At 72.5% G+C, this 13621-nt stretch carries 12 protein-coding genes; 9 read left to right on the top strand and 3 right to left on the bottom strand.

All coding sequences use genetic code 11. From position 1 onward, the window contains the following. Positions 1-34: 34 nt before the first annotated feature. The 4 genes from CHF15_RS11970 to CHF15_RS11955 all read left to right on the top strand — a co-directional run bounded on the left by CHF15_RS11970 (position 35) and on the right by CHF15_RS11955 (position 5108). The gene (locus CHF15_RS11970) at positions 35-1288 is read left to right on the top strand and encodes an AAA family ATPase (protein ID WP_089223708.1); all 1254 of its coding nucleotides are present in this window, start codon (positions 35-37) and stop codon (positions 1286-1288) included. Further along, positions 1285-2544, top strand: a complete 1260-nt coding sequence (locus CHF15_RS11965; protein WP_089223707.1) for a vWA domain-containing protein — start codon at positions 1285-1287, stop codon at positions 2542-2544. Before CHF15_RS11970 ends, CHF15_RS11965 begins: the two co-directional genes overlap by 4 nt. Before the next feature lie 132 nt (positions 2545-2676). Continuing rightward, entirely contained in the window at positions 2677-4089 is a 1413-nt protein-coding gene (locus CHF15_RS11960; RefSeq protein ID WP_245938788.1) for an APC family permease, read from the top strand. Continuing rightward, positions 4086-5108, top strand: a complete 1023-nt coding sequence (locus tag CHF15_RS11955) for an acetamidase/formamidase family protein (RefSeq protein ID WP_089223706.1) — start codon at positions 4086-4088, stop codon at positions 5106-5108. The genes CHF15_RS11960 and CHF15_RS11955 overlap by 4 nt, the downstream gene beginning before the upstream one ends. 120 nt (positions 5109-5228) lie before the next feature. Here CHF15_RS11955 and CHF15_RS11950 read toward each other — a convergent pair whose 3' ends face one another. Beyond that, positions 5229-5702 carry a carboxymuconolactone decarboxylase family protein gene (locus tag CHF15_RS11950; protein ID WP_089223705.1) on the bottom strand — a complete coding sequence of 158 codons (474 nt, stop codon included), beginning with the start codon at positions 5700-5702 and terminating at the stop codon, positions 5229-5231. A gap of 93 nt (positions 5703-5795) precedes the next feature. Further along, positions 5796-6386 (bottom strand): flavodoxin family protein, encoded by a 591-nt coding sequence (locus CHF15_RS11945; RefSeq protein WP_089223704.1) that lies wholly within the window; start codon positions 6384-6386, stop codon positions 5796-5798. Positions 6387-6605: 219 nt separating this feature from the next. On the opposite strand from CHF15_RS11945, the gene CHF15_RS11940 reads away from it, so the two are divergent. Further along, entirely contained in the window at positions 6606-7214 is a 609-nt protein-coding gene (locus tag CHF15_RS11940) for a flavin reductase family protein (protein WP_089223703.1), read from the top strand. A gap of 24 nt (positions 7215-7238) precedes the next feature. Here CHF15_RS11940 and CHF15_RS11935 read toward each other — a convergent pair whose 3' ends face one another. Next, on the bottom strand, positions 7239-8267 hold the full coding sequence (locus CHF15_RS11935; protein ID WP_089223702.1) for a LacI family DNA-binding transcriptional regulator: 1029 nt from the start codon (positions 8265-8267) through the stop codon (positions 7239-7241). A 211-nt stretch (positions 8268-8478) separates the two neighbouring features. On the opposite strand from CHF15_RS11935, the gene CHF15_RS11930 reads away from it, so the two are divergent. The 4 genes from CHF15_RS11930 to CHF15_RS11915 are packed head-to-tail and all read left to right on the top strand — an operon-like array spanning position 8479 to position 13594. Continuing rightward, positions 8479-9783 carry an ABC transporter substrate-binding protein gene (locus tag CHF15_RS11930; RefSeq protein WP_089223701.1) on the top strand — a complete coding sequence of 435 codons (1305 nt, stop codon included), beginning with the start codon at positions 8479-8481 and terminating at the stop codon, positions 9781-9783. 5 nt (positions 9784-9788) lie between these two features. Then, on the top strand, positions 9789-10769 hold the full coding sequence (locus tag CHF15_RS11925) for a carbohydrate ABC transporter permease (protein WP_089223700.1): 981 nt from the start codon (positions 9789-9791) through the stop codon (positions 10767-10769). A 16-nt stretch (positions 10770-10785) separates the two neighbouring features. After that, positions 10786-11607: a carbohydrate ABC transporter permease gene (locus CHF15_RS11920; protein ID WP_089223699.1), complete on the top strand. Its 822-nt coding sequence runs from the start codon at positions 10786-10788 to the stop codon at positions 11605-11607. A 34-nt stretch (positions 11608-11641) separates the two neighbouring features. Then, positions 11642-13594: a glycoside hydrolase family 127 protein gene (locus CHF15_RS11915; protein WP_089223698.1), complete on the top strand. Its 1953-nt coding sequence runs from the start codon at positions 11642-11644 to the stop codon at positions 13592-13594. The last annotated feature ends 27 nt before the right edge of the window (positions 13595-13621 follow it).

The raw sequence follows: 13621 nt of genomic DNA, 5'->3' as shown, positions 1-13621 counted from the left end.
CCTTCGGCTTCACGAACCCCCGAGGTGATCACCCATGCCCCCGCACGCCCCGTCCGCCCTGCCCTCCGGCCCGGCCGGCGCGCCCCAACTTGACGTGGCCGACGCCCTGTTGACGCTGCTGCGCGACACCACCACCGAACCGCGCCCCGACATCCAGCTGGAGGCCCTCACGCTGGCCGTCGCCGCCGACCTGCCGGTGCTGCTGTGGGGCGAGCCCGGGATCGGCAAGACCGCCGCGCTCACCCAGCTCGCCGTCGCGCTCGACCTCCCGCTGACCACGGTGATCGCCAGCGTCCACGAGCCGTCCGACTTCTCCGGGCTGCCCGTCGTCGGGGACGACCCCGCCGAGCAGGGCGTCCCGATGGCCCCGCCGGACTGGGCGGTACGCCTGGTCCGGGCCGGCCGGGGCCTGCTCTTCCTCGACGAGCTGTCCACCGCGCCGCCCGCCGTGCAGGCGGCCCTGCTCCGCCTCGTGCTGGAGCGGCGGATCGGCGCCCTGCGGCTACCGCCCGGGGTGCGGATCGTGGCCGCCGCGAACCCCCGCTCGTCGGCGGCCGACGGCTGGGAACTGAGCGCGCCGCTGGCCAACCGGTTCGTCCACCTGCAGTGGACCCACGACCACGACGTGGTGGTCCGCGGCCTCGGCGGGACCTGGCCCCGGGCGACGCTGCCCCGGCTCGACCCGGGCAAGCTGGCCGGTGCCGTCGACTTCGCCCGACGTGCGGTGTGCGGGCTGCTCGCCGTCCGGCCCGGCCTCGTCCACCGCCTCCCCACCGGCGAGACCCGCCGCGGCGGTGCCTGGCCGTCCCCGCGCAGCTGGGAGATGACGCTGTGCCTGATCGCCTTCGCGACCGCGGCCGGGGCCTCCCAGGAGGTGCTCTCCCTGCTCGTCCGGGGCACCGTGGGGGACGGCCCGGGGCTGGAACTGCTGGCGAGCATCGACCGGATGGATCTCCCCGACCCCGAGGAAGTGCTCGCCGACCCGGCCGGTGCCGTACTGCCCGAGCGCGGTGACCTGCGCCAGGCCGTCCTGGACGGTGTGGTGGACGCCGTCCGCAACCGGCCGGAGAAGTCACGCTGGGACGCGGCGTGGGCGCTGCTCGTCCGGGCCCTGGAGACCGGGGCCCCCGACCTCGTGGTCGTCCCCGCGACCACGCTCGCCTCGCTGCGCCGCGAGGACTGGGACGTCCCCGCGGCCATCGAGCGGCTCGCCGGAGCGGTGTCCCTGTCCCGGCGCGCCGACCGGGCGGCCGAGCGGTCCGGGCTCGTCGCGAAGGCCGGCCGGTGACCGCGCAGACGCCGGCGGCGCTGGACCGCGAGAAGCTCTTCGCCGCCCGGCTGTACGCCGCGCGGGTCCGCCCCTACCTGGCGACGGCGCTGTTCGCGCTGCACGTCGTGGAGTCCCGGCGGGTTCCGACGATGGCCGTCGACCCGCACTGGCGGTGCTACGTCTCGCCGGCGTTCGTGGACCGCACGCCGCTCGAGGAACTGGCCGGGGTGTGGGTGCACGAGGTGTCGCACCTGCTGCGCGACCACCACGGGCGCGGTGACCGCGTCGCACGGGAGCAGGGACTGGAGGGCCCGGCGGAGCGGCTGCGGATGAACATCGCCGCGGACTGCGAGGTCAACGACGACGCCTTCGGCGAAGGGCTGGACACGCCCCAGGGCGCCGTCCTCCCCGGGACCCTGGGGCTTCCCGAGGGAGAGCTCATGGAGGACTACCTCGGGCGGTTCGGGATCGGGCCGCTCACGCAGGACTTCGTCTGGCTGGACTGCGGCAGCGGCGCCGACGGCCTGGAACGGGAATGGGACCTCGGCCCGGAGGGTGCCCACGGGCTGAGTGAGCAGGAACGGGACGGCGTCCGCTTCCGCGTCGCGCAGGCCATCAACGGCCGCCCGGGCCACGCGCCCAAGAGCTGGCGGCGGTGGGCGGAGGAGGCGTTCCACCCGCCGCAGCAGTGGCGGGAGCTGCTGGGAGCGGCGGTGCGCTCGGCTGCCTCCGGTTCCGGCGCGGGCCAGGACTACAGCTACGGACGGCCCTCGCGACGGTCGGCCGGTGTGCCCGGGGTCGTCCTGCCCAGCCTGCGGCGCAGACCGCCCCGGGTCTGCGTGGTCATCGACACGTCCGGCTCCGTCAGCGACGCGGAACTGGGCAGCGCGCTCCTCGAAGTGGCCGCCATCTCCCGCGCGGTGGGCGGCCGCCGCGACATGGTCACCGTCGTGCCGTGCGACGCCGCGGCACGGATCGCCCACCCGCTGTGCAGCGCCGAGGACATCCCGCTGGTGGGCGGTGGTGGTACGGACCTGCGCAGCGGCTTCGCCCGGGCGCTGCGCACCCGGCCGCGGCCGGACGTCGTCGTGGTGCTGACCGACGGTCAGACGCCCTGGCCGGACGCGCGCCCGGCCTGCCGCACGGTCGTGGGCCTGTTCCCCCGCCGGGGCGGGCGCCGTTCGTGGCGTGAGAACGATCCCGACCACGTGCCGGACACACCGCCCGACTGGGCCCGCGTGGTCGTCATCGGGTCGTCCGGCGCCGCCGGGTGACGGCCGTGGGAGGAGATCTCATGTTCCGTCGGAATCCCCACAGAATCCCTGTGCACAAGCGTTCCCATGCGTCGGCCGCGGACCCTAAGATCACCCCGCCAGTCAGGGGACCGCGGCCGCCGGGGAGGCGACGTGAGCGACAGCGCACCTCAAGGGCAAGATCTCGAGAAGTACGGCTACACCCAGCAGTTGGCTCGGTCACTGGGCTTCCGGGACCTGGTGGTCTACGGCCTGGTCTTCATGGTGCCGATCGCGCCGTTCGGCATCTTCGGCGGCGTCTTCCAGGGCTCGGGCGGCATGGTCGCCCTCGCCTACGCCATCGGCATGCTGGCGATGATGTTCACGGCGCACTCCTACTCGCAGATGTCCCGGGCCTTCCCGATGGCCGGGTCGGTCTACTCGTACGCGGGGCGGGGCATCGGCGCGCCGGTCGGCTTCCTGTCCGGCTGGATGATCCTGCTCGACTACATCCTCGTGCCGGCCCTGCTCTACCTGATCGCCGCCGTGGCGATGAACTCGCTGGTCGCCTCGGTGCCGGTCTGGATCTGGCTGATCGGGTTCGTCGTCCTCAACACCGTCGTGAACTGGTTCGGCATCGAGATGACCGCCCGGATCAACAAGATCATGCTCGTGGCCGAGCTGGTCGTCCTCGTGATCTTCCTGGCCTTCGGCGTCATCGCGCTCGCCCAGGGCAAGGGCAACGGCTCCGGCTTCCACGCCTTCTACGACTCCGGCACCTTCTCCTGGTCCCTGATCTTCGGGGCGGTGTCGATCGCCGTGCTCAGCTTCCTCGGCTTCGACGGCATCTCCACCCTCGCCGAGGAGAACCGCGAATCCGCCCGGGCGATCGGCCGGGCCATGGTGGCCGCGCTGCTGCTCGCCGGAGCGCTGTTCATCGTGCAGACCTGGATCGCGGCGATGCTGGTTCCCGAGGTGCCGACGCTGATCAAGGAGGGAGACCCGGACGGCACCGCCTTCTACGACGCCGCCCGCGTCGCCGGAGGCGCCTGGCTGGGCACCCTCAGCGCGCTCGCCACCGCCATCGCCTGGGGCTTCGCCAACTCCCTGGTCGCCCAGGCGGCCACCTCCCGGCTGCTCTTCGCGATGGCCCGCGACCGGCAGCTCCCCGCCTTCCTGTCCAGGGTCGACCCCCGCCGCCGGGTGCCCGTCAACGCCACCTTCCTGGTGGCGGCGGTCTCGCTCGGCCTCGGCCTCTACATGAACTCCCGCGACGACGGCATCACGCTGCTCAGCTCGCTGGTCAACTTCGGCGCGATGACCGCCTTCCTGGTCCTGCACGTCTCGGTCGTCGTCCACTACGTCGTCCGCCGGGGCAGCCGCGACTGGTGGCGCCACCTGATCGCACCGCTGATCGGCTTCGCGATCCTGACCTTCGTGGTGGTCAACGCCAAGGTCACCGCCCAGCGACTCGGCTTCCTCTGGCTGGCGATCGGCACCGTCCTGATGGTGGGTCTTCTCGTCGCCGGCCGGCGCACGGAGATACCCGACGAGCCCACCGCGGCCGAGGAGGCCGGACAGGCATGAACGACATCGACGTCGTACGGCTCCACCCCACCCCCGAGCAGTACGCCTACGCCTTCGGCGGCCCCCGCGAGCCGCTGCTGCGGGTACGCCCGGGCACGGTCGTGGAGCTCTTCACCGAGGACTGCTTCGGGGGCCTGGTCCGCGGCCCCGAGGACCTGCCGAGCAAGGTGTGCGAGTTCCCGTACCTCAACCCCGTCACCGGCCCGATCCACGTCGAGGGCGCCGAGCCGGGCGACACCCTTGCCGTCCACTTCGTCGACATCGCCCCCGCCCGGGACTGGGCCGTGTCGACCACCTTCCCCCACTTCGGCGCGCTGACCACCACGCACTCCACGGCGATGCTCCACGACCCGCTGCAGGAGGTGGTCTGGCGCTACGGGATCGACCGTGAGCGCAACAGCTGCCGGTTCCAGGCCCGCTTCTCCGACCACACGGTCGAGCTGCCCCTCGACCCGATGCACGGCACGGTGGGGGTCGCCCCCGCCGCCGGCGAGGTCGTCATGAGCATCACCCCGGGCGCGCACGGCGGGAACATGGACACCCCGGAGCTGCGCGCCGGTTCGACCCTCTACCTGGGCGTCAACGTGCCGGGGGCGCAGCTGGCGATCGGCGACGGGCACTGCCGGCAGGGCGAGGGCGAGGTGTGCGGCACCGCGGTCGAGGCCGCGATGGAGACCGTGGTGGTGATCGACCTGCTCAAGGGCGGCGCCCCCGCGTGGCCACGCCTGGAGGACGACCGCTTCCTGATGTCGACCGGGTCGGTACGGCCGCTCGAGGACGCCTACCGGATCAGCCAGCACGACCTGGTCGGCTGGACGTCCTCCCTCACCGGCCTGCACCAGCTGGACGCGTACCAGCTGGTCAGCCAGGCCGGGCTGGCGCCCATCGGCAACGTGGTCGACACCAACTACACCGTGGTCGCCAAGCTGCCCAAGACCGTGCTGGGCGGTGCGCCGGCCTACGACGGGCTGCACCGGTCGCTGCGCGAGAAGGGCCTCGAGTACCTCCGTACGCGCTGAACCGCCGCCGGCGCCGCGGGGACGGCCGGGAAGCGCCGTCCGTCCCCGTACCGCGGTCGGGGACGGTACGGGGACGGACGGACGGCCCGGCCTGGCGGTGCCGGCGGCGGGAACCGCAGGTCAGCCGAACATGCCGAGCTGGTAGCCACCGGCCGGCTGCTGGTTGATCACGTTGATCCGGTTGTACGCGTTGATCACGGCGATGAGCGAGATCAGGGCGACCAGCTGGTCCTCGTCGAAGTGCTTGGCGGCGTTCGCCCAGACCTCGTCGGAGACGCCGCCGGCGGCGTCGGCGACCCGGGTGCCCTCCTCGGCCAGCTCCAGGGCCGCGCGCTCGGCGTCGTCGAAGACCGTGGCCTCGCGCCAGGTCGCGATCAGGTTCAGGCGCACCGAGGTCTCGCCGGCCGCGGCCGCCTCCTTGGTGTGCATGTCGGTGCAGAAGCCGCAGCCGTTGATCTGGCTGGCGCGGATCTTCACCAGCTCCTGGGTCAGGACCGGCAGCGTGGACTCCGCCAGGACCTTGCTCGCCGAGTTCAGGTGCCTCATGACCTTGCCGGCGAGGGCGTGGCCGAAGTAGTTCACGCGGGCTTCCATGCTGAGCTCCTCTGCTGTGGGGTGGGATTCGCAGTGATGACCGGGCCGCCCCGCGAAATGTGACAGCGGGGCGGACCCGGCGGGACCGTCCGGTCAGGCGCCGACGACCGCGCGTCCCGCGGCGTAGATGCGGGCCTGCTCGGCGACCCGGCGGCCGAGGTGCTCGGCGGTCGCGATGTCGGACTTGTGGACCTCGTCCGCGCCGACGTCGGTGTGCGTCTGGGCGCCCGCGCCGAGGTAGATGCCGAGGCGGTTGAGGTCGTCCTCGGAGGCCGTGGTGCTGTTCCAGCCCGGGTGCAGGCCGAGGTTGACCCAGGTCATGCCGTGCTGGGCGGCGAGGATGGAGAAGTACTGCAGGGTGTGCAGCTTGTCGCCGCTCTTGGCACCGGAGTTGCTGAACCCGGCGGCCAGCTTGTTCTTCCACGAGTGGACGAACCAGCGCTTGGAGGTCGTCTCCGCGAACTGGTGGAAGGCGCCCGAGGCCGTGCCCATGTAGGTCGGGGAACCGAAGACGATCGCGTCGGCGGCGTCGAGCAGCTCCCACTGCTCCTCGGTGATCTCGTCGACCTTGACCAGGTGGACGAGGGCGCCGGCCTCCACGGCACCGGCACGCACGGCTTCGGCGAGGACGGTCGTGTGGCCGTAGCCGGAGTGATAGGCGATCGCGACGACGGGGGTGGTCATGGACGTTCCTCCTGCGGTGGTCTTTCCGGCCCCTCACGGGAGCCCTCATCCACCAGGACCGGACAGCCCCCGCCGCTATGACACCGACCGGCCGTTTGTGACCAGGAGCACTCCGGGGGCCGCCGCGCGCCGTCACCCGCGGGCGGCGCCCTCGGGGCCCGACACGCCGGGGGACGGCGGGCGGACGGAACGGCGGGGGCGGCCGTGAATACTGCGGCCATGCGCGTCGACTTCGATCCCGAGGCCATGGGCGGTCCCGCCTTCTACCGCTTCCTGACCTCCGTGGTCGTGCCCCGGCCGATCGCCTGGATCTCCACCGTCACCCCGGACGGCCTGTCCGAGAACCTCGCACCGCACTCCTTCTTCAGCATCGCCAGCACCGATCCGCCGATCGTGCAGTTCACCTCGATCGGTCGCAAGGACTCGCTGCGCAACGTCGAGGACACCGGCGAGTTCGTGGTGAACTTCGCCACCGAGGCGCTCATGCCGCTGGTCAACGTCACGGCCACCGACTTCCCGCGGCACGTCAGCGAGTTCGACCACGCGGGCATCGAGCGCGAGCCCAGTCTGAGGGTGCGTCCGCCCCGCGTCCGCGCGTCACCGGTCGCCCTGGAGTGCCGCTCGCACACCAGCCTGCGGATGGGCAACTCGACCCTCGTCTTCGGGCGTGTGGTGCACGCCGTCACCGACCGGGAGGTCCTGGCCGACGGCCGTCCCAGCGCCCCGCTGCTGAAGCCGCTCACCAAGCTCGGCGCCGACGAATGGGGCACACTCGGCGAGATCCGGCACCTGAACCGCATCCCGTACGAGGAACCGGGCCCCCGGTAGCGCCGGAGGGGAGCGCGGCGCCGGTCACGCCAGCGGCGCCGTCGAACCGCGGATCACCAGGCGGCAGGGCTGCGGTTCGGTCCCCGAGCGGCGCTGCCCGGCGATGGCCGCCGACAGGGCGCGGGCGGCCACCCGGCCCAGGTGCTCCAGCTGCATGTCGACGCTGGTCAGCGGGGGCCGGGAGGCGGTGGTGATGACCTTCCAGTCGTCGAAGCCCATGACCGCGACGTCGTCCGGCACCACGCGCCCGCGCTCCCGGAGGATGTCGATCGCGCCGCGGGCGATCTGGTCGTTGCCGCACACGATGGCGTCCACCTCGGGGTGCTGGTCGAGGAGCATGACGGTCGCCGCGCGGCCCCAGCCCTCGGACCACTCGCCGAAGCGGGCCTCGCCGACCGGTGCGACGCCCGCCTCGGCGAGCACCTCCAGCGCGCCCCGCACGCGGTCGCGGCCCGCGGCGTAGGTCGGGTCGCCCGAGATGTGGGCGACGCGGGTGCGGCCGCAGCTCAGCAGGTGGCGGGCCGCGGTCCGCCCGGCGTCGACGTTGTCGGGGACGATCGACAGGTCGTGCGGGTCCTCGGACGGCGCGTACGCGTACACCACCGGCACGGGCAGCCCGCGCCCCAGCGAGGGTCGCGGGTCGGTACGGCTGCCGACCACGATCAGCCCGTCGACGCGCCGGTCCAGCAGGGCCCGTACGTGGTGCCGCTCGCGGATGGCGTCGCCGCGCGCGTCGCACAGCAGGACGGCGAGTTCGCCCGCACCGAAAGCGTCTTCGGCGCCCATCAGGATCGGGATGCTGAAGCGTCCCTCGAGGTCGCCGGTGAGCAGCCCGACGGTACGGGTCGGCCCGGCCTGCAGGCTGCGGGCCACCGGATTGGGCCGGAAGGACAGCTGCTCGGCGGCCTCGATGACGCGTTGCCGGGTCTCCTCGCGCACCTGGCTGCGGCCGTTGAGCGCCTTGGAGGCCGTGGCCGGGGAGACCCCGGCCAGCCGCGCCACGTCGTTGAGAGTCGCGGGTCGGCCTGCGGCGTGTTCGGCCGGCTGGACCATGGCTGCATCCCTCCTCGTGCTCGTCGCGGTCCCGCGGAGCGGCGCCCCGCGGGTGGGGAAAGGCTACTCGAAAGTCTTTTTCCGTGATGCGTGCAGGGTGGTTGACGCCTGGGGGAGCCGCTTCTACTTTAACGGAAAACGTTTTCGGTGAGTTTAGGCGGCCGGCCGCCGCCCCCTCGACATGCCAGGCCCTCCGAGCAAGGAGCGAGACATGAACACCACCGACGTACGGAGAAGAAGGCGCCACCGCGCCCTGGCCGCGGCCGTGGGGCTGCTCACCGTCACGACCGCGCTCGCGGGCTGCGGCTCCGGCGGGAACGGCTCGACCGAGGACAAGGGCGGGGTCATGGGCCCCGACGACGGCGCGAACCTGACGATGTGGACGCGCGCCGCCACCCAGCAGCAGAGCCAGGCCCTGGTGAAGGCGTACAACAAGTCCCACAAGAACAAGGTGCAGTTGACGGTCATCCCCACCGACGACTACCAGGCGAAGGTGGGCGCCGCGGCCGGCTCCAAGTCCCTGCCCGACATCCTCGCCTCCGACGTGGTGTTCGTGCCCAACTACACCTCCAGCGGCCTGTACGCCGACATCACCGACCGCCTCGACGCGCTGCCGTACGGCAAGGAGCTGGCGCCAGCCCACATGGCGGCCGGCACCCTCGACGGCCGCAAGTACACCGTGCCGCACACCATCGACTCCTCCGTGCTCTTCTACAACAAGACGCTCTACAAGAAGGCGGGACTGGACCCGGAGAAGCCGCCGACGACGCTCAAGGAGTGGGACGAGCAGGCCCGCGCCGTCGACAAACTGGGCGGCGACGTCAACGGCACCTTCTTCGGCGGCAACTGCGGCGGCTGCGGGGTCTTCACCTGGTGGCCGTCGATATGGGCCGCGGGGCAGGAGGTCATGAACGAGGACGGCACCGCCGCCACCCTGGACTCGCCCGTGGCGAAGGAGGTGTACGCGACGTACCGCGGCTGGGCCCAGGACGACATCACCGCCCCCGGCGCCGCCGAGGAGACCGGCGCCACCTGGACCGGGCTGTTCCCCAAGGGCACCATCGGCGTGATGCCGATGCCGTCCACCACCCTCGGCCTGATGCCGGGGGACCTGGACTTCGGTGTCGCCGCCATCCCCGGCCCGGACGGCGGGCAGTCGACCTTCGTCGGCGGTGACTCCCTCGGGATCTCGGCCAACAGCAAGAAGGCGGGCCAGGCCTGGAACTTCCTCGCGTGGTCGCTCGGCGACGAGGCCCAGGTCGAGGTGCTCGCCGCCCACAAGGACATCGTCGCGCGCACCGACCTGGCCGAGAACAAGTACGCCAAGGAGGACCCCCGCCAGGTGATGATCAACACCCTGGTCGCCAAGGGCACGACGCCCTTCTCCCAGAAGTTCGGCCAGACGTTCAACGACCCCAACGGCCCGTGGCTGGCGCTGATGCGGGACGCCGTGTTCGGTGACCCCTCCAAGGTCGACGCGGACAACAAGGCCATCACCGAGTCCCTGAAGGACTGACCGACATGCTGCTCGCGCGATCGCGCGGCTCCGGCTCCCCGGCGCCCGGCGGGGAGCCGGCCTCCCGGTCCCCCTTCGGGGGCGGGAGGGCCCGCGCCGCCCACCGCGTCCCCTGGTGGCGGACCCGCCCGGCACAGGGCATCGGCTACGCGGCGCCGACCGCGCTGTTCGTCGGGGTCTTCTTCGTGGTGCCGCTGGTCCTGGTCGGCCGGATATCCCTGAGCGACTGGCCGCTGCTGGCCGGGAACCGGGGCTTCAACGCGCCGGACAACTTCACCGAGGCCGCCGGCGACGACCTGCTGTGGCCCTCCGTACGCTTCACCCTCACCTACACCGCCCTCGTCACGGTCCTGCTGCTCGGACTCGCCCTCCTCCTCGCCCTGCTGGTCCAGGAGACCCGCCCCGGCACCGGACTGTTCCGCACGGTCTTCTTCCTGCCCAGCGCGCTCGGGCTGGCCTCCGCCTCGCTGCTGTTCCTGGGCATGTACAGCCCCAACGTCGGCCCGATCAGCCCACTTCTGGAGAGACTCGGCGTCGTCGACGAACCGGTCTCCTTCCTCGGCACCCCGACCGCCGCGCTGTGGTCCACCGTCGCCCTCATCGTCTGGAAGTACGCCGGCTTCTACATGCTGATCCTGCTCGTCGGGCTCCAGCGCATCCCGCAGGACGTCTACGAGGCGGCCCGGATGGACGGCGCCGGACGCTGGCAGACCTTCCGCAGCATCACCCTGCCGCTCCTGCGGCCCTCCCTCGCGCTGACGCTGCTGCTGTCGGTCACCGGCTCGCTGCTCGCCTTCGACCAGTTCTTCATCCTCACCAAGGGCGGACCCGACAACAGCACGATGACGGTGGTCTCCCTGATCTACCGGGAGGCGTTCCAGCGGCTCGACCTAGGGGCCGCGGCCGCGCTGTCCGTCGTCGTGCTCGCCGTGCTGCTGATCCTCAACGTCGCCCAGTTCCGCGGACTGCGCGGCACGGACACCTAGCGGACAGGGACCCGTCATGAAACCCCACGGCCTCGGCCGCACCCCCTACCACGTCCTCGTCGGAGGGCTGGCCGCGCTCTTCCTGTTCCCGCTCGCCTGGAGCGCCTGGGCCTCCGTCAGCGGACAGCCCGGCACCGCGCAGCAGTCGGGCTACGGGCTCGGCAACTACCGCTCGCTGCTGCACTACGACGCGGGACTGGCGCAGTACCTGTGGAACTCCACCGTCGTCTCGCTGCTGACCGTCGCCCTCACCCTGCTCGTCTCCCTCATGGGCGGGTACGCCTTCGCGCGTTTCACCTTCCCCGGGAAGAACGCCCTGTTCCTGCTCACCCTGGCCATCCTCATGGTCCCCTATGCCACGCTGCTGATCCCGCTGTACGTGCTGCTGGGCGACCTGGGCCTGCAGAACTCGCTGTTCGGGCTGAGCCTGGTGCTGACGGTGTATCAACTGCCGTTCGCGACCTTCATGATGCGGATCTCCTTCGAGTCGGTACCGCGTGAACTCGAGGAGTCCGCCCTCGTCGACGGCTGCGGCACGGCCCAGGCGCTGGTCCGCATCCTCCTGCCCGCGGTGTGGCCCGGCCTGGTCACCGTCGGGCTGTTCGCCTTCCTCGCCGCGTGGAACGACTTCATCGCCCCGCTGATCCTGATCTCCGACAGCGCCAAGGCGCCGCTGCCGCTTGCCATCGCCAACCTGCGGCAGCGGTCCATGGGGGCCATCGACTACGGGACCACCGAGGCGGGGGTCGTCGTCCTGGCCCTGCCCTGCCTCGTGCTCTTCCTCCTCCTGCAGCGGCACTACATCCGCGGCTTCATGTCCGGTGCGCTCAAGGGCTGACCCCCGCTCCGGCACCACGACCGAAAGAGAGACCATGACACAGCCGATTCCGGCTCCCGTGCTGCCCACCCGCGGCAGCCGACGTCCTCTCGGCCTCGGCGAAGTCCGCATCACCGGCGGCTTCTGGGCCCGACGCCAGCAGGTCAACGCCTCCGCCACCCTCGACCACTGCCGGCAGTGGATGGAACGCGTCGGCTGGATCGACAACTTCCGCGTCGCCGCGAGCGGCGGCCCCCTCGGCGAACGCCGCCGGGGACGGGAGTTCTCCGACTCCGAGGTCTACAAGCTGCTCGAGGCCATGGTGTGGGAGGCGGCCCGCACCCCCGGCAGCGCCCTCGACGCCGACGTCGACGAACTCACCGACACCGTTGTCGCCGCCCAGGAGGGCGACGGCTACCTGAACACGGCCTTCGGGCACCCCGGGCGGCCGGCCCGCTACAGCGACCTCGAATGGGGCCACGAGCTCTACTGCGCGGGCCACCTCATCCAGGCCGGCGTGGCCCAGCTGCGCACCCGCGGCGACGGCGCGCTGGCCAAGGCGGCGATCCGCGCCGCCGACCACATCTGCCACGTCTTCGGACCGGGGGGCGCCAACCCGGGCCTGTGCGGGCACGCCGAGATCGAGACCGCGCTGGCCGAACTGCACCGGGCCACCGGCGAACGCCGCTACCTCGACCAGGCCGCCCTCTTCCTCGAACGCCGCGGCCACGGCAGCCTCGCGGGGGGTGAGTTCAGCCCCGAGTACTTCCAGGACGACGTCCCGGTACGGCAGGCGCACACCCTGCGCGGGCACGCCGTCAGGGCCCTGTACCTGGCCTCCGGCGCCGTCGACGTGGCCGTCGAGACCGGCGACGGCGAACTGCTCGCCGCCGTCGTCCGGCAGTGGGAGCACGCCACCGCGCGCCGCACCTACCTCACCGGCGGCATGGGTTCCCACCACCGCGACGAGGGGTTCGGCGAGGACTTCGTCCTGCCACCGGACCGCGCCTACTCCGAGACCTGCGCCTCCGTCGCCTCGCTCATGCTCAGCTGGCGCCTCCTGCTGGCGACCGGCGACCCCCGCTACGCCGACCTCGCCGAACGCACGCTGTACAACGTCATCGCCGCGTCGCCCGCCGACGACGGCCGCTCCTTCTTCTACGCCAACACCCTCCACCAGCGCGTGCGCGGGACCGTCCCCCCGCACGACAGCGACCGCCCGCGCTCCGAATCGGGCCTGCGCGCACCGTGGTTCGCCGTCTCCTGCTGCCTGCCGAACGTGGCGCGCACACTCGCCGCACTCGGCGGCTACGTCGCCACCGCCGACGACGGCGGGCTGCAACTGCACCAGTACGCCGACGCCGAGATCACCACCCGCACGGCCGGCGGGGAACGCCTCGCACTGCGGGTGCGCACCGGCTACCCCGCCGACGGCACGGTCGCCGTCACCGTCGACGAGGCGCCCACGGGACCGTGGAGCCTGTCCCTGCGCGTGCCCGGCTGGGCGGGCGACGGGGCCCGGCTCGTCACCCCCGACGGGCAGCGCCGTCCGGTACGGCCCGGCACGGCCGTCGTCCCCGGCACGCTCCGCACCGGCGACGAGGTCCGGCTCGAACTCCCCGTCACACCGCGGTGGGTGCACCCCGACCCGCGGGTGGACGCCGTCCGCGGCACGATCGCCCTGGAACGCGGGCCCGTGGTCTACTGCGTCGAGTCCGCCGACCTGCCCGGTGGCCGCGACGTCGACGCGGTCACCGTGGACCCCTCCGTGCCGCCGCGCGACGGCGAGGGCGACCGGGTGGTCGTCGCGGGCGAGCTGACCGGCGCCCGCTCCGGGGGGTGGTGGCCCTACGCGTACGACCGGCCGCCGGCCCCGGCCGGTGAGCGCGCCGAGCTGACCCTCGTGCCGTACCTGACCTGGGCGAGCCGCGGCCCCTCCACCATGCGCGTCTGGATGCCCACCGCCCCCGGTGCCGCGGGGGAGCGCGCAGCGGCCCCGGAGGGCTGACGTCCCCCACCGCGGCCGTACCGCGCA

Origin of the sequence: Actinacidiphila glaucinigra (assembly GCF_900188405.1) — a bacterium.
Lineage (GTDB): Bacteria > Actinomycetota > Actinomycetes > Streptomycetales > Streptomycetaceae > Actinacidiphila > Actinacidiphila glaucinigra.
The sequence above is the reverse complement of the archived record's forward strand: the minus strand, read 5'-3'. Positions and strand labels throughout refer to the sequence as shown.

Coding starts and splice junctions, on each gene's coding strand:
- CHF15_RS11915 (WP_089223698.1), top strand. CDS start 11,642: ATGACACAGCCGATTCCGGCTCCCGTGCTGCCCACCCGCGGCAGCCGA.
- CHF15_RS11955 (WP_089223706.1), top strand. CDS start 4,086: ATGAACGACATCGACGTCGTACGGCTCCACCCCACCCCCGAGCAGTAC.
- CHF15_RS11930 (WP_089223701.1), top strand. CDS start 8,479: ATGAACACCACCGACGTACGGAGAAGAAGGCGCCACCGCGCCCTGGCC.
- CHF15_RS11950 (WP_089223705.1), bottom strand. CDS start 5,702: ATGGAAGCCCGCGTGAACTACTTCGGCCACGCCCTCGCCGGCAAGGTC.
- CHF15_RS11940 (WP_089223703.1), top strand. CDS start 6,606: ATGCGCGTCGACTTCGATCCCGAGGCCATGGGCGGTCCCGCCTTCTAC.
- CHF15_RS11970 (WP_089223708.1), top strand. CDS start 35: ATGCCCCCGCACGCCCCGTCCGCCCTGCCCTCCGGCCCGGCCGGCGCG.
- CHF15_RS11920 (WP_089223699.1), top strand. CDS start 10,786: ATGAAACCCCACGGCCTCGGCCGCACCCCCTACCACGTCCTCGTCGGA.
- CHF15_RS11935 (WP_089223702.1), bottom strand. CDS start 8,267: ATGGTCCAGCCGGCCGAACACGCCGCAGGCCGACCCGCGACTCTCAAC.
- CHF15_RS11945 (WP_089223704.1), bottom strand. CDS start 6,386: ATGACCACCCCCGTCGTCGCGATCGCCTATCACTCCGGCTACGGCCAC.
- CHF15_RS11925 (WP_089223700.1), top strand. CDS start 9,789: ATGCTGCTCGCGCGATCGCGCGGCTCCGGCTCCCCGGCGCCCGGCGGG.